10 protein-coding genes are annotated in these 19,214 nt (G+C 63.3%); all 10 read left to right on the top strand.

The annotated features are described in order from the left end of the window. Window positions 1-17 precede the first annotated feature (17 nt). The 10 genes from I9018_RS25090 (at window position 18) to I9018_RS25045 (ending at window position 18,780) form a co-directional block, all read left to right on the top strand. Window positions 18-359, top strand: coding sequence for an acyl carrier protein (locus tag I9018_RS25090; RefSeq protein WP_241107813.1), 342 nt, complete (start codon window positions 18-20; stop codon window positions 357-359). Window positions 360-427: 68 nt separating this feature from the next. Further along, a complete protein-coding gene (locus tag I9018_RS25085) occupies window positions 428-1,801 on the top strand; it encodes a polyketide synthase (protein ID WP_185702221.1) in 1,374 nt (457 codons plus the stop codon). Window positions 1,802-1,967: 166 nt separating this feature from the next. Then, window positions 1,968-2,750: an enoyl-CoA hydratase/isomerase gene (locus I9018_RS25080; RefSeq protein ID WP_241107812.1), complete on the top strand. Its 783-nt coding sequence runs from the start codon at window positions 1,968-1,970 to the stop codon at window positions 2,748-2,750. Window position 2,751: 1 nt separating this feature from the next. Then, a complete protein-coding gene (locus tag I9018_RS25075) occupies window positions 2,752-3,501 on the top strand; it encodes a polyketide synthase (protein ID WP_241107811.1) in 750 nt (249 codons plus the stop codon). Between the two features lie 46 nt (window positions 3,502-3,547). Then, entirely contained in the window at window positions 3,548-3,802 is a 255-nt protein-coding gene (locus I9018_RS25070; RefSeq protein ID WP_022644439.1) for an acyl carrier protein, read from the top strand. A 69-nt stretch (window positions 3,803-3,871) separates the two neighbouring features. Next, complete coding sequence (gene fabD / locus I9018_RS25065; protein ID WP_241107810.1) at window positions 3,872-4,975, top strand: ACP S-malonyltransferase; 1,104 nt, start codon at window positions 3,872-3,874, stop codon at window positions 4,973-4,975. Between the two features lie 62 nt (window positions 4,976-5,037). Further along, on the top strand, window positions 5,038-6,270 hold the full coding sequence (locus I9018_RS25060; RefSeq protein ID WP_241107809.1) for a beta-ketoacyl synthase N-terminal-like domain-containing protein: 1,233 nt from the start codon (window positions 5,038-5,040) through the stop codon (window positions 6,268-6,270). A gap of 19 nt (window positions 6,271-6,289) precedes the next feature. Beyond that, complete coding sequence (locus I9018_RS25055; RefSeq protein ID WP_241107808.1) at window positions 6,290-7,549, top strand: hydroxymethylglutaryl-CoA synthase family protein; 1,260 nt, start codon at window positions 6,290-6,292, stop codon at window positions 7,547-7,549. A 65-nt stretch (window positions 7,550-7,614) separates the two neighbouring features. Then, window positions 7,615-17,310 (top strand): thioester reductase domain-containing protein, encoded by a 9,696-nt coding sequence (locus I9018_RS25050; protein ID WP_241107807.1) that lies wholly within the window; start codon window positions 7,615-7,617, stop codon window positions 17,308-17,310. Window positions 17,311-17,337: 27 nt separating this feature from the next. Beyond that, window positions 17,338-18,780, top strand: coding sequence for a PfaD family polyunsaturated fatty acid/polyketide biosynthesis protein (locus tag I9018_RS25045; protein WP_241107806.1), 1,443 nt, complete (start codon window positions 17,338-17,340; stop codon window positions 18,778-18,780). Window positions 18,781-19,214 lie beyond the last annotated feature (434 nt).

The raw sequence follows: 19,214 nt of genomic DNA, 5'->3' as shown, positions 1-19,214 counted from the left end.
ACCTACAGGAGGTGCTTATGAGTTCAGATAACCAGCAGAGCTCAGGACAAACCACGCAACGGCCGTCTTGGAACGATGCATTTGAGGCCGACGTGCTGCGGCTAGTGGGCGACGCGCTCAAGCTGCGTAACTCGGAGTTGACATTGGACTCCGATATGTCGGATTACGTTGATGGCTCAATCCATGTTGTGGCTATTGTAAATAACCTTTCTAGGTTTTATGGGCTTTCCATTCCACCGGCTATTTATTTTGAGGCGGATGGACTTCGTGATTTATGCCTTATCTTGCGGGAGCGTCACTTGAATGAACTTGTGGGGTTTTATAGAGAAACCATGAGTGGGGCTTCAGGTTTGGGCTAATTTTCTTGAAACTGTTTCGGAGGTTGATGTCATGCGCTGCGTGGCCCATTGTCTAAATTGAGTGATATATGATGATAAAAAATTCATTGGAAATAAAAGGCTCGCTTGACCTGCTTCCGCCAGAGCCTATTGCCGTAATCGGCATGGCGGGTTTTTTTCCCGGGGCAAGTAACCTTCTTCAATACTGGGATAATTTACTCGAAGGCAGAGATTGTATTGTTGAAGTTCCGCCAGAACGTTGGTCGTTGGACGGCTTTTTCACGCCTCATCAGTTTAGGGGGGCGACGGGGGCGACAAGTTATTGTAAATGGGGCGGGTTTCTTGATGCCGAGCAGACAAAAGAGCTGTTGGCTGCTGAATTTAATTGCGATGTAAAGGATAGGCAGAGCAAACTAATTTTACGAACGATCGGCGCGGCATTGCAGTCGCTGGAAAAAAGTTCATCGTCATCGTCTGAAGACTATCGGAAAACTACAGGGGTGTACGTGGGCGCGATTCCTTTTGTCGAGGACGCGAACATTGGAGCCTTTGAGATCGTAGGGAATGGGCAACTCGCTGGTGCGATTTCTAGAGCCCACGGTTTGTCTGGGCCTAGCATAGTGCTAGATCTGCATAGTGCCTCTGCGATCAGTGCTCTGCATCTGGCTTGCGCTGGGCTGCGTGCAGGTGATTGCGAGACTGCAATAGCCGCGGCAGGCATGATGCTCAACAAGGACCATTTTGTCTTTGGAAGCCAAGCAGGAATATTGGCTAATGATCCAACTTATCGAAGTTATGCTCAGGAAAGAAGTGGAATTATATTAGGAGAAGGGGCCGGAGCGGTTGTCTTGAGGCCGCTGTCCAAAGCTGTGGCAAATCAAGATCCAATACTGGCAGTCATTCGTACGACCAATCATGGTTTTATCGGTAATCATAATGTGAATAGCAGTGATGACCTGCTCATCTCCCTAGACTTTGAGAAAGTAACTAGTTTGGTTGAAGGGGCCATCATGCGTGCACGCGTGGATCCCCAGTCTATTAGTTACTTGGATTGCGCTGCTCCAGGCCTTCCAATTGGTGATGTGCTTGAACTTGAGGCCACCCTAAAAGCATTCTCCAACTTGACGTCGGCTAAGAATTTTTGTGCGGTCGGCTCCGTCAAGCCAAATATCGGCCATCTCGCTGCTGCATCCGGAATATCCCAATTGATCAAGGTAATACTGCAGATAAAAAACAAGAAAATATCACCTATGATAAAAGCACTTCCTATTGATCGTGAGATAAACCTTGAAGATTCAGCCTTTTATCTAAAGCATGAACTCGCTGAATGGAAACGTCCGGTGAGGCTTGTGGGAGGAGTTGAGTACGAACACCCCCGAAGAGCCTTAGTCAATTCTTTCGGGTATGGGGGGTTTTTTGCGTGCGCGATTGTTGAGGAGTACTTGGAGGAGAGCAGGGGTTAACTTAGCGTCATGGATGTTTTGCGCTTGATCTGTGGAAGTGGTTTTGGAAGTTCCGCTATTGAGGTGCGTGCAAGTAAATAACGGGAGTTGGTTTTTCTTCGTGTGACGTTCTTTGTTCGAAGTCTTGAGCGTTTGTATGCAGAGTAAAACCGTAGTGAGGGTTACTATGATCGAAACCGGATACCACACCCTGCGTGTGCGCCACGAGGACAACATCTGCTTCGTGCAGCTGTATCGGCCCGAGGCCAACAACACCATCGACGATCGCCTGGTCGCCGAGCTGGCCGACCTGCTGGAACGGCTGGATGAGCGCGTGACGGTACTGGTGCTCGAAGGGCTGCCGCAGGTTTTCTGCTTCGGCATGGACTTCGCGCTGGTGCGCAAGTTGGCCAACGACCCTCAGGTCAGTTCCAGCGTGCTCGATCCGGCCACCCTCTATGACCTCTGGCTGCGCCTGGCGACCGGGCCGTTCGTGGTGCTGTCCTACGTGCGCGGCAAGGTCAATGCCGGCGGCGTCGGGTTCGTCGCCGCCAGCGATATCGTGATCGCCGACCAGAGCGCCTCCTTCAGCCTTTCGGAGTTGCTGTTCGGGCTGATGCCGGCCTGCGTATTGCCGTTCCTGGAGCGCCGCATCGGCCCGCAGCGCGCCCACTACATGACCTTGATGACCAGCGCGATAGGCGTCGACCAGGCCCTGTCCTGGGGGCTGCTGGATGCCTGCGAGGCCGATGGCGACAACCTGCTGCGCAAGCACCTGTTGCGCTTGCGGCGCCTGTCCCGGCCGGGAGTGGCGCGCTACAAGCAATTTCGCGCGTCCCTCTCTGGCTCGCCACGACTCGATCGCGACGCCGCGCTGGCGGCCAACCGGCAGGTGTTCAGCGATCCGCAAAACCTTTCGAACATCGTGCGTTACGTCGAGACGGGCGCGTTCCCGTGGGAGCAGGTTTGATATGAGCGACGATCTGGTACAGCTCGAACAGGTAACGCCAGCGATCGTGCAGGTCACCATGACCGATCGCGTCCACAAGAACGGATTCTCCACTGGCCTGGCCCAGGCACTGATCCGTACCTTCGAAACAGTGCGTAGCAATCCGGCGTGGAAGGTGGTGGTCCTGACCGGCTACGACACCTACTTCTGCACCGGCGGCACCCAGGAAATGCTGCTCGAGCTGGCCGACGGGCGCGGCCAGTTCACCGACTACCCGATCTACGAATTGCCGCTGACCTGCGAGATCCCGGTAGTGGCGGCCATGCAGGGGCATGCGATTGGTGGCGGGCTGGTGTTCGGCCTGTTCGCCGACCTGGCGGTGCTCAGTCGCGAGAGCGTGTATGCGGCGAACTTCATGCGCTATGGCTTCACCCCGGGGTTCGGCGCGACCCTGGTGCTGCAGGAGAAGCTCGGCCTGGCGCTGGCCCAGGAACTGCTGATGACTGCCGAGAACTATCGCGGCGACGAGCTGGCCGGCCGCGGCATCCCGTTCCCGGTGTTGCCACGGGCGAACGTGCTGGCCCATGCCCATGAACTGGCGACGCAATTGGCCGAGAAACCCCGGCATTCATTGGTGACCCTCAAGGCGCACCTCACCTCTGGCCTGCGTGCGCAGTTGCCCGCGGTCACGGCCCGCGAGGTGCAGATGCACGAGCAAACCTTCCATCACCCCGAGGTGCGAGAGCGCATCAAGGCACTGTTCGGCAACTGATTAACCATTGCCCGGTGCGATATTCCTTCAATAGCGAGGCACAAGCATGACCAGAGAACAGGTATTCGAATTGATCGTCCGTCACGTCCGACAAGTGATTCCCACCCTTGCCAGCCATGCGTTCACCCGCGGCGACCGCTTGCGTGACCTGGGTGCGAACTCGGTGGATCGCGCGGAAATCGTGATGCTGGTGCTGGAGTCGCTGTCCCTGAGCATTCCTCGGGTGGAGCTGTTCGGCCCGGGCAATATCGGCGAACTGGCGGACCTGATCCACACCCGGCTCGAGGCGCGGGCGGTGTAGCACGGATGGAGCGGGCAGGGCGCGCCAAGTCTGGCGCGCCGCCAGGGGCAATGCACAATGGAGGTGCCAATGAAGGTGTTCATCTTTCCCGGCCAGGGTTCGCAGCAGCGCGGCATGGGTGGCCAGCTGTTCGATGAGTTTCCCGAGCTGACCGAAGCGGCCAGCGACATACTCGATTATTCGATCAAGGCCCTGTGCCTCGATGACCCGGATGGCCTGCTGGACCAGACCCGCTACACCCAGCCGGCGATCTATGTGGTCAACGCCCTGGCCTATTTCCAGCGGTTGCGCGATGGCGCCCAGGCGGATGGTTTCGCCGGCCACAGCCTGGGTGAGTTCAACGCCCTGCTGGCCGCGCAGTGCTTCGATTTCGCATCGGGCCTGCGCCTGGTCCAGCGCCGCGCCGAGCTGATGAGCCAGGTCAGTGGCGGGGAGGGGGGCATGGCCGCGATCATGAACCTGCGGCGCCACGCGCTGGTGGAGCTTTTGCAGGCGCAACAGGCCGATGGTGTCGACCTGGCGATTCACAACGCCCCCTTGCAGAGCGTGATCGCCGGGCCCAAGGCCGAGCTGGCGCGCCTGGAAAGCGCGGTCGAGGCCACGGGCGGCATGCTGTATCCGCTCAATACCAGTGGTGCCTTCCACTCGCGCTACATGCAACCGATCGCCGATGCCTTTCGCGCGTATCTCCAAGGCCTGGAGCTGGCGCCGCCGAACAAGCCGGTAATCGCCAACGTTTCGGCCCAGCCGTATAGCCAGGAAGCGATCGCCGACAACCTGGTCCGGCAACTGACCCATCCAGTGCAATGGTGCGAGAGCATTCAATACCTGCTGGCCCAGGGCGAGGTGCAATTCGAAGAGGTCGGCCATGGCGAGGTGTTGACCAAGCTGGTGGAGAAGATCCGCGCTGGCAGCCGCCTGCCTGTGCCTGGCGTTGCGGTTTCGCCGGGAGACGCGGCGCCTGGGCCTCACGAAGCGGCGCTGCACAGCGCCATCGAGCAGGTCACCCAGTGGAATGCCCGGCATCCCGCCGGCACTCGCGTGCGCTCGCTACGGGTCGACGGCGACCAGCTGACCCGCAGCACCGCCTTGGTGTTGCTGGGCCACCGGGCCGCGGTCTACCTGCAAGGCCACAACGGCTACTTCGCCCTCGACGAGATCCAGGCGTTGTAGCCATCCATGCAGCCATGGGCCGGCCCGTTGCCTTCGCCCGAATCGACAATCCTGGTGCCAACATGCTTGCCACTCGACCACTACCCGTTGCGATCACCGGTGTCGGTATCGTTTCCGCCATCGGCCAGGGCCGGGAGGCCTTTACCCGCGCACTGCTGGCCGGCGACGCCGCTTTCGGCGTGCTGCAACGCCCCGGGCGCCAGGGGCAAAGCCGTTTTCTCGGCGCCGAACTCGGCCCCCTGCAACTGCCGCCGGAGCGTTCGCCACGGCTGTTCCGGCAGTTGTCGCTGACTGCCGAGGCGGCCCTGGTGGCCTTGCATGAAGCCTGGCAGGACGCCCGCCTGGAGGACGTGGACCCGCAGCGCATCGGCCTGGTCGTCGGCGGCTGCAACCTGCAGCAACGTGAACTGGCCCAGCTCCATGAGCGCTACACCGGGCGCGAGGCCTTCGTGCGGCCGGGTCATGGCGTCGAGTTCATGGACAGCGACCTGTGCGGGTTGTGTACCCAGCAGTTCGGCATCCAGGGCATGGCCTGCACCGTGGGTGGCGCTTCGGCCAGCGGCCTGGTTGCGGTGATCCAGGCGCTACAGGCGGTGCAGTCGGGACAGGTGGATGTGGCGATCGCGCTGGGCGCCCTGATGGATCTGTCGCATTGGGAGTGCCAGGCGTTGCGTTCTTTGGGGGCCATGGGCTCCGAGCGCTATGCCGATGCGCCGATGCAGGCGGCCCGGCCGTTCGACCGCGACCGCGACGGCTTCATCTATGGCGAGTGCTGCGGTGCGGTGGTGGTGGAACGCTTGGCCAACCCCGCGCACAGCACCGTCCGGCCCTATGCGCAATTGTCCGGCTGGGGCTGGACCATGGATGCCAACCGCAATCCCGACCCATCGCGCGAGGGCGAGATGCGCGCCATCGCCCAAGCCCTGGAACGCGCGGGCCTGGCCCCGGGGCAGATCGACTATGTGAACCCCCACGGGACCGGCTCGCCCCTGGGCGATGTGGTGGAGCTGGCTGCCCTGCGCGACAGCGGCCTGGGCCACGTGCGCCTCAACACCAGCAAGTCGCTGCTTGGCCATGGGCTCACCGCCGCCGGCACCGTGGAGGTAATTGCCACGCTGGTGCAGATGCGCGAAGGGCGCCTGCACCCGAGCCGTAACCTGGATACGCCGATCGATCCGTCCTTCGACTGGATCCGTGATGTGGCAAGGCCGCACTCGATAGAGCACGCCCTGACCCTGAGCATGGGTTTTGGCGGCATCAACACCGCGTTGTGCCTGACGCGTCATGAGCGATGAACAACCAAGGAGAAAGCCAATGCTATCCGTAGGAATCGAAGCGATGAATGTGTTCGGCGGTCGAGCCTGCCTGGACGTTGCCGAACTGGCCGCGCACCGCCAGCTGGATACGGCGCGCTTCAATAATCTGCTGATGAAGGAAAAGACCGTCGCGCTGCTGGACGAGGACCCGGTGACCTATGCGGTGAACGCAGCACACCCTTTGGTGGAGGCGTTGTCGGCCGAAGAGAAGGCCCGGATCGAGTTGCTGATCACCTGCTCGGAATCGGGGATCGATTTCGGCAAGTCGCTGAGCACCTACGTCCATCACCACCTGGGACTGAACCGCAACTGTCGGTTGTTCGAGCTCAAGCAGGCTTGCTATTCGGGCACCGCGGGCTTGCAGATGGCGGTGAACTTCATCCTGGCCCAGGTCTCGCCGGGGGCCAAGGCGCTGGTGATCTCCACCGACCTGGCCCGGCACATGACCACCGGTGGCAGCGCCCTCACCGAGGACTGGTCCTTCGCCGAGCCCAGCACCGGTGCCGGCGCCGTGGCGATGCTGGTCAGTGACCAGCCGCGGGTCTTCGACATCGACGTTGGCGCCAACGGCTACTACGGCTATGAAGTGATGGACACCTGCCGGCCAACCGCGGATACCGAGGCCGGTGACTCCGACCTGTCGCTACTGTCCTACCTGGACTGCTGCGAAAACGCATTCCTCGAGTACCAGAAGCGCGTCGGCGACGTCGACTATGTCGGCTCGTTTCGCTACCTGGCGTTCCATACGCCCTTCGGCGGGATGATCAAGGGCGCGCATCGCACCATGATGCGCAAGCAGGTCCGGGCCGCGCCGGCGGACATCGAGGCCGATTTCCAGCGCCGGGTGACGCCGGGACTCAGCTATTGCCAGCGGGTCGGCAACATCATGGGCGGCACCGTGCTGCTATCGCTGGCCAGCACCATCGCCAATGGCCGCTTCGAATCGCCGGGGCGCATCGGTTGCTTCTCCTATGGCTCGGGCTGCTGTTCGGAGTTCTACAGCGGCGTGGTGCGCCACCAGGGGCAGGTGCAACTGCGTGCCCAGGAGATCGAGCGCCAGCTCGATAACCGTTACCAGCTGTCGATGAGCGAGTACGAAGGGCTGTTGCAGAGCAACACGCAGGTGCGCTTCGGCACCCGCAACGTACGGATCGACGACGCCTGCAGCGTGCATCCGCAGTTGCCACGTGCGGACCGTCCACAGCTGGTTCTGCGGGAAATCAAGGAATTCCACCGCGAGTACGAATGGGTCCAGTAAGGACCTGGGCCCATGGGTGGCCGCGAACAATGGATGGTTTGCCAGACAACTGAAGGAGTCGATTCATGGACCCACGATCGCCGCAGGACGAAACCACCGCCACGCCTGGCGCCAGCGAACAGGCCGCCAAGCCATTGCTCCAGGCCTGCCCAGAGCAGGCAGCCATCGCCATCGTCGGCATGTCCGGCCGCTATCCCGGGGCGGACTCGCTGGAGGCCTATTGGCGCAACCTGGTGGACGGCCGCGACTGCGTGGGCGAGATTCCAGCCACGCGCTGGGACGTCGATGCCTATTTCGACCCGGCCATACCTTCGCCGGGCAAGGCCTACAGCAAGTGGCTGGGCAGCCTGGAGGACATCGAATGCTTCGATCCGCTGTTCTTCAATATCGCCCCCACCGAGGCGCAACGGATGGATCCGCAGCAGCGCCTGTTCCTGGAGGAGGGCTACCGGGCTTTCGAGGATGCCGGGCTAGCACCACAGGAACTGAGCGAGTCGCGCTGCGGCGTGTACCTGGGCATCAGCGGTAGCGAGTACGGCACCCTGGTCCAGCAGCGCCTGGGCCTGGTGGACATGATTGGCAGCAGCCCGGCGATCGCCGCGGCCCGCATCGCCTACTTCCTCAACCTCAAGGGACCGGCGATTCCGGTGGATACCGCCTGCTCGTCGTCACTGGTGGCCATGCACCTGGCCTGCCAGGCCTTGCGCAACGGCGAAGTGGACCTGGCGCTGGCCGGTGGGGTGGCGTTGTACCTGATGCCGGAGCTGTACGTCTGCATGTGCGCAGCCGGAGTCCTTTCACCCAGGGGCAAATGCCGGACCCTGGATAACCAGGCCGACGGCTTCGTGCCAGGGGAGGGCGTGGGCGCGCTGGTGCTCAAGCGGCTCGCGGATGCCGAGCGCGACGGCGACCTGATCCACGGGCTGATCATCGGCTCGGGGATCAACCAGGACGGCCGAAGCAATGGCTTGACCGCGCCCAACCAGGACAGCCAGGCCGCGCTGTTGCGCGAAGTCTACCAGCGCCACGGCATCGATCCGGCCAGCATTGGCTACGTGGAAATGCACGGCACGGGTACCAAGCTGGGCGATCCGATCGAACTCAATGCCCTGTCCACGGTATTTCGCGAGGGCACCAGGGAACCGGGTTTCTGCGGCCTGGGCTCGGTCAAGAGCAACATCGGCCACACCTCGGCCGCCGCCGGTGTGGCCGGTGTGCACAAGGTACTGTTGCAGATGCGCCATCGGCAACTGGTGCCGACCCTCAACTACAGCAGCCCCAACGAGCATTTTGACCTCAAGCTGGAACAATCGCCGTTCTTCGTCTGTACCTCGGCCCAACCCTGGGCGCCTACCAGCGGGGCTCCATTGCGCGCGGCGGTCAGCTCGTTCGGCATCAGCGGCACCAATGCCCACCTGGTGCTCGAGGAGTATCGCCGGCCACAGGCCAGTCGCTCCAGGGTGGAACTGGACGAGCAGCACCCGCTGCTGATCGTGCTGTCGGCCAAACGCCCCGCGCAGCTCAAGAGCTACGCCGCACGGCTCAAAGGGTTCCTGGAGAACACTACGGATGTGGACTGGCCGGCCCTGGCCCATACGCTCCAGGTTGGGCGGGCGCCCCTGGAGCAACGCCTGGCCTTTGTCGCCACCGCGCCTGGGCAGGTCATCGCGACACTGGCAGCTTTCATCGAAGGTCAGCCGCTCGAACGGGTAGTGGTGGGCGATGTTCGCAAGTCTCTTGCGCGCACGGGGAATTTCGACCCGGCCAAGGCTTTGACTGGGGCCGACGGGCTGGCCTTGCTGGAGCTGGGCAGGGAGTGGGTCGAAGGCACGCAGATCGACTGGAGGTCGCTCTACCCCGAGCAGCCCGGGGGCCGTATTGCCCTGCCGACCTATCCGTTCGCCCGGGAGCGCTACTGGATCGAGCAGCCCCCGGATGAGCGCGACGAGCCCGGGCCGCTGCCTTCAGCGTTGCAGAGCCCGTTGCAGCCCCTGTTCCAGTACAGCGGCTCGCAGGCAGGTGAACAGCGTTTCTCCACGACCCTGACGGGCGACGAGTTCTTCTTGCGCGATCACCAGGTTGCGGGGCAGCCGTTGGTGCCCGCGGCGATGCAGTTGGAATGGGCACGCGCGGCCATGGCCCAGGCCCATGGCTTGCCGGCCGAGCATCCAGTGCTACTGGAGGAAATCACTTGGCTGCGCCCCCTGGCGCTCCGCTCGCCGCTGCAAGTACATGTCGGCCTGCGGGAGCAGGGCGAAGGCACTGTTGCCTATCGGATCTTCAGCGCTGGCCAGGACGAGCCATTGGTGTACAGCCAGGGCCGGGCGCGGCTGGACAGCAGTGCTAAGCAACCACGGGTCGACCTCCAGCAACTGCGCGCGGGGTGTGGCCGCCAGCTAGACGGTGCCACCTGCTATGGGCGCTTCGCCCGGCTTGGCTTGGACTATGGCCCGAGTTTCCAGGTGCTGCAGGGCCTGGAGCTGGGTGACGACCTGGTGCTTGCGCGATTGCGCGGCGCTAGTACGGCCCCTGGAGTCGGTTTGCCTGCGCCGCTGATCGATGGCGCGCTGCAGGCCAGCCTGGGCCTGACCGCGTCAGACGCCCTGGCATTGCCCTTTGCGCTACAGCGGCTCGAGCAGTGGCAAGCGCTGCCGCCCGAGGTGTGGGCGATCTTGCGACCCGCTACGAACGACCGGGGCAAACAACGCGGGATCGATATCGATCTGACAGACAGCGAGGGACGAGTCATGGTGCGATTGAACGGATTCAGCAGCCGGGCGCCGGCGGATAAATCGCCGCTGGCGGCGAAGGGCACCGACCCGCTCCAGGAACTGAGCCTGATGCCGGCCTGGGAGCCAATCCTCGAGCAGCCGGACAATACGCTGAGCGATTCGCGGCCTGTGGGCCGGGTGGTGGAAATCTGCGACGAGGTGGAGCAACGCCAATTGACCGCCGGCGGCCAGGGCGCCTGGCAGTCCTGGCTCCAGCAGCAGGAGCCGTTCGAGCATCTGGTCTGGCACGTTCCGCCAGGCCAGCCCTGGGCCGCCAAGGCCGCCTTCCTGTTGATCAAGGCCCTGCTGGAGCTGGGGCACGGCGGGCGGCCGCTGGGCCTTTGCGTCGTCACCCGCCAGGCTCTGGGTGTAGGCCCGCAGGAGCTGGGCGACCCCTTCCAGGCCAGTGTGCACGGGCTGATCGGTAGCCTGGCCAAGGAATACCCCAATTGGCGCCTGGACCTGGTGGACCTGGCGCCGCAAGACCCGATTCCCTGGCCGGCGCTGCTCGGCCGCACGCCAGGCGTGGCCGGAGAAACCCTGGCCTATCGCCAGGGCCGTGGCTATCGCCAACGCTTGCTGGCCTGCCAGCTCACCACACCGGCGCAACCGGCCTTCCGCCAGGCAGGGGTGTATGTGATCCTCGGCGGTGCCGGCGGCATTGGCGTGGCGTTCAGCGAATACCTGATCCGCCAGTACCAGGCCCAGGTGGTATGGCTGGGCCGGCGCTCTGAGGACCAGGCGATCGCCGATCAGTGTGCACGCCTCGCGGCGCTGGGCCCGGCGCCCCTGTACCTGCAGGCCGACGGCCGCGACCGCGCCGCCCTGGAAGCGGCGCTGGGCGAAATCCGCGGGCGCTACGGCGCCGTGCATGGCGTGGTGCATGCTGCGCTGGTGCTGGCCGATCGCAGCCTGGCACAGATGGATGAACAGACCTTCGAGGCGGCACTGGCGGCCAAGCAGGAAACGGCGCTGAACCTGGACGCGACCTTCGGCAACGAACCCTTGGACCTGATGTTGTACTTCTCGTCGTTGCAAAGCTTCGCGCGGGCGGCCGGGCAGGGAAACTACGCCGCTGGCTGTTGCTTCGTCGATGAATTTGCCCGCAGTGCGCAACGTCCCTATCCGGTGAAGCTGGTGCATTGGGGCTACTGGGGTGGGGTCGGAGTGGTGGCATCGCCCGACTACCGGGCGCGGATGACCCAGGCCGGAATCGGCTCGATCGAACCCCCGCAGGCCATGGCGTGGTTGGAAAACTGGCTGGCCGGCCCACTGGAGCGTCTTGGGTTCGCCAAGCTGGACCTGGCCAGGGTCGCCCCCGCCTGGGGCATCGCCAGCGATGAAGTGGCAGAACTCATGCCCGCGGTGCCTGCGGTGTCGCTGCCGCTAACGCCGGTACTTGCCCCACCGGTTGCCGCGGCCAGTGCCTGGCAAGTGCTGGAGCAACGCCTGAAGCCACTGCTGTACAGCCTGCTGCAAGAGCACGGCTGGTTGGCAACCGAGCAGGGACTGGCACCGCGATACCAGCGCTGGCGTGCAGCGGCGTTGCGCCTGGCCGGCCATTCCGAGGCGGATACCGGTTGGGACCAGCAGTGGTCGCAGTGGCAGGCCTACTGCGAACAGGTACTGGCAGGAGCCGAGCCGCGCGGCCTGGAGACCCAGGTACGCCTGCTCGATCAGATGTTGCGGGCATTACCGACGATATTGCGTGGCGAACGGGAGGCGACCCAGGTGCTGTTCCCCGAAGGGCGACTGGATGGGGTCGAAGCCCTGTATCGGGATCACCCGGTGGCGGATCACTTCAACGCAGTGCTGGGCGAGCGGCTGCAGGCCTATGTCGAGCAGCGCTTGCGCCTTGAGCCCCAGGCGCGCCTGCGGATCCTGGAGGTCGGCGCCGGGACCGGCGGCACCAGTGCCGGGCTCTTGGCGCGCTTGGCGCCATATGCCGGACAGATCGACGAGTACGCCTATACCGATGTGTCACCGGCCTTTCTCGAGCATGCCCAGCAGCACTACGCGCCCCAGGCTGGTTACCTGCGAACCGGCTTGCTGGATATCGAGCGGGACCCTTCGAGCCAGGGTTTCCAGGCCGGTGGATATGACGTGGTAGTGGCGGCGAACGTGCTGCATGCGACCCGAGACATCACGCGGACCCTGGGGCAGGTCAAGAGCCTGCTCAAGGGCAACGGACTGTTGCTCTTGAACGAGGCCACCCAGGCACACCTGTTCGGGCACTTGACGTTCGGCCTGTTGCCCGGGTGGTGGCTGGCCGAGGACCCAGAGCTGCGTATCCCGGGCACGCCGATGCTGACTCCCGCCAGTTGGCGCTGGGTGCTGCAAACACAAGGGTTCCATGGCGTGGACATCCCGTGCGGCACGACCCAGGCCCTGAGCCAGGAAATCATCCTGGCCATCAGCGACGGCGTCGTGCGCCATGCCGTCACGCCCATCGAACCGCTTTTCGCCGCACCTGCCGGGCCCACGACTGAAGCTCAAGGCGCCCAGTCGCCTGTGGCGCCATCCGGCCTGGATGCCCAGGAACTGGCGACCCAGGTCGAAGCGGCAATCACCCAGATGATTTCCGATTACCTGAAGATCGCCCGTGAAGAGCTGGACCGGAATACGCCCTTTGGTGAGTTCGGTTTCGATTCGATCGCTTCGACGGCTTTTACCCGGCTGCTCAATGAGCGTTATGGCCTGGACATGGCGCCCTCGGAGTTTTTCGAGACCCCGACGATTGCCGCGCTGGCCAGCTACCTGGCGCAGGAGTACCGGGCCGAACTGCAGCTGTTCTTTACCCCAGCCCAGGCGCCCCGAACGTCCGAAGCGAGCGCGCCGCAGGCTGCCGTACCCAGGGTCGCTGTAGCCCAAGGTTCGCGTGGCGAGCCCGGCCCGACCAGGGCGGGCGCCGAGCCGATCGCCGTGATCGGCATGAGCGGGCGTTTCCCTGAGGCCGAGGACATCGACGCGCTGTGGCGCAACCTCGAGGCAGGCCGCGACTGCATCGGTGAGTTGCCCCTGGGGCGGTTTGGCGCCGGGCCAGAGCCCGCCTTGCGCCATGCCGGAGTGCTGGAAGACCTGGATGGGTTCGATCCAGCCTTCTTCAATATTTCACGCCGCGAGGCCCAGGGCATGGACCCCCAGCACCGCTTGCTGATGATGCAGGTCTACAAGGTGATCGAGGATGCTGGATATTCGGTGCAAAGCCTCTCGGGCAGCAATACCGCGCTGCTGGTGGGTACTTGCGCCACGGGTTATGCCCAGTTGCTGGCCCAGTCCGGCGAGGCCGTGACCGCGGCACTGGCAGTGGGCACCGCTGGATCGATGGGCCCCAATCGCATGAGCTACTGGCTGAACTGGCATGGGCCGAGCGAGCCCATCGAAACCGCCTGTTCGAGTTCCCTGGTGGCCGTGCATCGGGCCGTGACCTTGTTGCGCACTGGGCAGTGCGACCAGGCGGTGGTGGGGGGCGTCAACACGCTGCTTTCAGCAGAGGCCCATGAGAGCTTCATGCATGCCGGGGTGCTGAGCGGCGATGGTCGGTGCCGGGCGTTTTCGGCCAGGGCTGGCGGTTATGTACGGGGTGAAGGGGTGGCAATGCTGATGCTCAAGCCACTGTCCGCGGCCGAGCGTGACGGCGACCAGATCCATGGCTTGATCCTCGGTAGCGCGCAGAATCACGGCGGCCAGGCCAACTCGCTGACCGCTCCCAATCCGCAGGCCCAGGCCAAAGTGATCGAAACGGCGTTGCGTGAAGCCGGGGTGGATGTGAGCAGCATCGGTTACATCGAGGCCCATGGCACCGGCACCGAGCTGGGCGACCCGATCGAGATCAAGGGCCTGAAGCAGGCGTTCCGTACGCTGGCGGGCAAGGATGCGTTGGCCGAGCGCAGCGTCGGCCTGGGAACCATCAAGAGCAACATCGGCCACCTGGAACTGGCGGCCGGAGTGGCGGGGCTGGTCAAGGTGCTATTGCAGATGCGCCATGGGTGCCTGGTCCAGAGCCTGCACAGCCAGCCGCTGAACCCGCAGATCGAACTCGCAGGCAGTCCGTTCTATGTGGTGGATGCCAAGCGACCCTGGCCGGCGCTCGCCGATGGCCGGGGCAATGTGCTGCCCAGGCGCGCCGGGGTCAGCTCGTTCGGCTTTGGCGGGGTGAATGCCCACGTGGTGTTGGAGGAATATCGGCCGCAGTCGCTCCCGGCCCAACCGGCCCAAGCCAAGCCGGTGCTGGTGCTGCTCTCGGCCCGGGACGCCACGGGACTCAAGGCGCGGGTCGAGCAACTGCTGGCCTTTCTGGAGCACCGCGAAGCGGACCTGCAATCCCTGGCGTACACCCTGCAGGTAGGGCGCGAGGCGATGAAGGTGCGCCTGGCTTGCGTGGTGGACTCCACCGATGGCCTGCGCGGCCGGCTGCGGGCTTACCTGGGCGGTGAGGGTGGGCAGGGCGAGATCTTCCATGGCGATATCAAGCGCGATCCGGGCATGCAAATGATCTTCCAGGCGGACGAGGACCTGCAGGAAACCGCCAGCAGGTTGATCGCCCAGGGCAAGCTGGGGCGACTGGCGCAGTGGTGGGTATTGGGCCTGGAGATCGACTGGACGCGCTTGTATGGCCAGCAGCGGCCGCGGCGGATCAGCTTGCCGACCTATCCCTTCGCCCTGGAGCGATGCTGGGTGCAAGCATCCGCCAAACCGCGCGCTAGCCAGCCGCACCGCGAGCCTGCGCCGATTGCGTCGTTGCCCGGCAAGCCACGGGGCCTGCGCCTGCGGGCGACGGAAGAGCGCGCCGAGCTACGGGCCGTAGCTTCCCAGGGCGGGGCGTCGAGCGGGCATTCCACGGTGCAGGTGGCCGCAGCCCATGCGCTCACGCAGGCACCCCGGAGCATCTCCGATATCGACACCGTAGCGGATCTCCATCAGCAGAACGCTGGGCTGGATGAGTTGGAGCGGACTCTCAAGGAAACCCTGGCGGCGGCGCTGCGGATTGACGTCAACGAAATCGACCCTGACGAGATGCTCTCTGAACATGGTCTTGATTCGATCATCGCCGTGGAGTGGATTCGTGAACTCAATCGGCTGTATTCGATCTCGATCAACACCAGCCAGGTGTATGAATTCCCGACGATTCGCGAGATGGCCAAGTTGGTGCAACAAGCCAGGGAACGCCCGAGGGCGGTTGCCTTGAATACCGCAGCCGACGAGCAGGATTCCGGCCAGTCTTTGGGGACGACGCAGATGGAACGCGCAGTGACGATCGCTATCCAGTCGCAGCCGCAGGTCGCCGCGCCAGCCTCGGCCTCCTTGCGTACCCAGGTCGACCAGGGTGCGTTGGAGCAGGAACTGACGACAAGCCTTGCCCAGTCCTTGCGCATCGACAGCCAGGAAATCGATCCCGAAGAAATGCTCGCCGAACATGGATTGGATTCGATTATCGCCGTGGAGTGGATCCGCGAGATAAACCAGCGTTACTCGATCTCGATCAATACCAGCCAGGTCTATGAACACCCGACTATCAGACAGCTGGCGGCCCTGGTCGGCCAACTACGAGGCACCGAGTCGCCCGTTATCCCGGGTACGCCGCAGCCGGTGGCAAGCGCGCCCCAGCGAGCAACGACTCCGTCTCAGCCATCGCTTGATCCGGCTCCGGTATCGGCTGCGATGGCATCACCCGCCGGCCACCAGCTTGAATCGCCATCGCGGGTATTGGCGAACCAGCTTCGACTGGACACCCTGATCGGTTCAGACATCCTGCGCGCGGCAGCGAAACTTGCGCAACCCACCGATCTACCACCAAGCCAGGTCCTGTTGACCGGGGCCAGTGGGTTCGCCGGGCGCTTCCTTGCCCTGGACCTGGCGCAAGGCTTGGCTCCACGCGCGGGGACCCTGTATTGCCTGGTGCGGGCAACTTCGGATGCAGCAGCGCGGCAGCGCCTGCTCGAGAGCTTGGCGGCGTCCACCGAACTGCAACAACGCCTGGTCGCGCTGGAGCGGTCCGGACGTCTGGTGGTCTTGGCGGGCGACCTGACCAAGCCGCGCCTGGGCCTTGCGCAACCGACCTGGGACATGCTGGTGCACAAGGTCGAGGCCATCGTGCACAACGGCGCCCTGGTCAATCACATGCTGGCCTACAACCAGTTGCACGGGACCAATGTCCACGGCACTGCCGAGGTGATACGTCTGGCGCTTTCGGGAAAGAAGAAGGCCATCAACTTCATCTCGAGCATCGCCGTGGGCAGTGCGGTGCACCGGAACGAGCCGATCCACGAGAGTGAGAAGGCCCTGGACCTGTATGACCACTGCCTTGGAGCAGGGCGCTACGCCGCCGGTTATGCGGCCAGCAAGTGGGCCGGGGAGGTACTCTTGCAGGAGGCATGGGAGAAGTGGGCGATACCGGTCAAGGTGTTCCGTTGCGGCATGCTGTTGCCCCACAGTACCCAGCCTGGGTTCGTCAATTTCGCCGACATCTTCTCGCGCTTTCTGGTCAGCTTGGTGCAAACCGCTATTGCTCCGCCGTCTTTCCATCTAGACAGTTCCCGCTCCATGACCCCGATATTTCGCGGGTTGCCGGTGGATGCGGCCGCACGTTCGATTGCCCAGATCAGCCTGGGCGTGGAGGCCGGGTACTCCATCTACCACGTCCAGAGCAACGCGCCCGACGCCCCCAGCCTGGACGTGTTGGTGGACTGGGTACGGGAGCTGGGTTATCCGCTCGAGAAGCTGGGAAGCTCCGAAGCCTGGAGCCAGGAGTTCGTGGCCCGCCTGCAAGCGCTGGACGCCCGGCCAAGATCCTACAGCCTGTATTCATCGATCTATCAACTGGACGAATTACAGGAGGTATTGAACCAGCCCGAGTTCGACAGCCACAGATTTGCCGAACGCACCCGCTCGCTCATCGACGGTCCGGTGGCCCAGGACTGGCTGGCGCCGATCGATCGGAAGTTCATTTCGGGCTACCTGAAGGAACTGGCCAATGCCGGGTTGATCTAGGAACTGACTTTGATCGAGGACATGGATATGGGAAATGCTCCCGACCCAATGACACGGATGGTCGGCACCGCGACAAGCGAACGGCGCCAAGGCGGGCAGAACCTGGGCAGTGCGCTGTTCCGCCGGCGCTACGGCTTGAAGTACGCCTATGTCGCCGGAGCCATGTATCGCGGCACTGCTTCACCGCAGCTGGTGATCCGCCTGGGCCGGGCCGGCCTGCTCGGCTACCTGGGGACCGGAGGCTTGAGCCTGGCGCAGATCGAACAGGCGATCGGCACGCTGCAAGCCGCGCTGCCGGCGGGCGAGCCCTACGGGCTGAACCTGCTGGCGGAGTACGACGATCCTCGTCATGAGCGAGCGACGGTGGAGATGTACCTGGCCCGCGGCATTCGCAATATCGAGGCGGCGGCCTTCATCGAGATCACATTGCCGCTGGTGCTGTTCCGGCTGCGCGGACTTGCGCGCGACGCCGACGGCACGCTGGTGTGCAGGCACCGGGTGCTGGCCAAGGTCTCGCGGCTCGAGGTGGCCGAAGCCTTCATGAGCCCGGCGCCGGAGGCGCTGGTGGCGGCGCTGCGCAGGGCCGGGGATATCACCGAGGAGCAGGCCGAACTGGCTCGGCAGGTACCCATGAGCCATGACATCTGCGTCGAAGCCGATTCCGGCGGGCATACCGATGGCGGTATCCCGACCATCGTGCTGCCGGCAATGTTGCAGTTGCGCGACGCGTTGCAAGCCCGGGCGGGGTATGCCGAGCCCATCTGCCTCGGCCTGGCTGGGGGCATCGGCACTCCCGCAGCCGCGGCGGCGGCCTTCGCGATGGGGGCCGACTTCATCCTGACCGGGTCGATCAACCAGTGCACGGTCGAGTCGGGCGCTACGGACCTGGTCAAGACCATGCTGCAGGACGTGAGCATCCACGACATGGCCTATGCCCCGGCGGGGGACCTGTTCGAGCGGGGGAGCAGGGTGCAGGTACTCAAGCGAGGGGTGTTGTTTCCCATGCGGGCCAACCGCCTGTATGCGCTCTACTGTCATTACGAGAGCCTCGAGGCGATACCGCAGAACATTCGCGGCGTGCTGGAGCGGCTGTTCTTCAAGCGCACCCTGGAGCAGGTCTGGCAAGAGTGCGAGCACTATCTGCTGGCCCAGGGCCGGGAAGAAGACCTGGCCCTGGCCCGAAGCAACCCCAAGGTGCGCATGGCCCGGGTGTTTCGCTGGTACTTCGCCTACTCGACCAAGCTGGCCTTCAGCGGCGAAAGCGCGGACCAGGCCAACTACCAGGTACAGACCGGCCCGGCGCTCGGTGCCTTCAACCAGTGGGTCAAGGGCACGCCCCTGGAATCCTGGCAGCGGAGGCATGTGGACGAGATCGCCACGAGCTTGATGGAGGCCGCGGTGCAGCACCTGCAGGCGCTGCAAATAGTGCTGGCCAGCTCGCAAGAAGCTGTGATCGACACAGACCACTAAACTTCTTATCACTGAACTATGTGGTCTTTCATGTCTCGTTTGTTTGGATAACAAAGAATTAAATAGCAAAAAGTAATACTGCACGCTTCTTCAAAAGCAAAGTATCCGCGTTCAATGATCTATCCGATAGCAGCTTTTTAATTTCGGCGTAAGGCGGCCGGCATTTATAGACTTGAGTTTATGATCACTACGGATTGCGACTGCTGGGGGGACAGTTGTTAAAGGTGTAAGTGATGGTTGCAATAATTAAAGGCTTCATGATTTCCAGTTGTTATATAGATTGTTGCGTTTTATATGATACTTTTAATCTGGACTCTGCTAGATTTTATGCGTGATTTCCGGGGGGCTTTAGTTTGCTTGGTACAGCGAATTTAATGCTGACAGCCTTCAGCTTTTTTGGGGGGAGCCTCTAATGGCTCTGTGTTCAACAGAGC

Origin of the sequence: Pseudomonas sp. MPFS (assembly GCF_022537035.1) — a bacterium.
Lineage (GTDB): Bacteria > Pseudomonadota > Gammaproteobacteria > Pseudomonadales > Pseudomonadaceae > Aquipseudomonas > Aquipseudomonas sessilinigenes.
The sequence above is the reverse complement of the archived record's forward strand: the minus strand, read 5'-3'. Positions and strand labels throughout refer to the sequence as shown.

Coding starts and splice junctions, on each gene's coding strand:
- I9018_RS25090 (WP_241107813.1), top strand. CDS start 18: ATGAGTTCAGATAACCAGCAGAGCTCAGGACAAACCACGCAACGGCCG.
- I9018_RS25085 (WP_185702221.1), top strand. CDS start 428: ATGATGATAAAAAATTCATTGGAAATAAAAGGCTCGCTTGACCTGCTT.
- I9018_RS25080 (WP_241107812.1), top strand. CDS start 1,968: ATGATCGAAACCGGATACCACACCCTGCGTGTGCGCCACGAGGACAAC.
- I9018_RS25075 (WP_241107811.1), top strand. CDS start 2,752: ATGAGCGACGATCTGGTACAGCTCGAACAGGTAACGCCAGCGATCGTG.
- I9018_RS25070 (WP_022644439.1), top strand. CDS start 3,548: ATGACCAGAGAACAGGTATTCGAATTGATCGTCCGTCACGTCCGACAA.
- fabD (WP_241107810.1), top strand. CDS start 3,872: ATGAAGGTGTTCATCTTTCCCGGCCAGGGTTCGCAGCAGCGCGGCATG.
- I9018_RS25060 (WP_241107809.1), top strand. CDS start 5,038: ATGCTTGCCACTCGACCACTACCCGTTGCGATCACCGGTGTCGGTATC.
- I9018_RS25055 (WP_241107808.1), top strand. CDS start 6,290: ATGCTATCCGTAGGAATCGAAGCGATGAATGTGTTCGGCGGTCGAGCC.
- I9018_RS25050 (WP_241107807.1), top strand. CDS start 7,615: ATGGACCCACGATCGCCGCAGGACGAAACCACCGCCACGCCTGGCGCC.
- I9018_RS25045 (WP_241107806.1), top strand. CDS start 17,338: ATGGGAAATGCTCCCGACCCAATGACACGGATGGTCGGCACCGCGACA.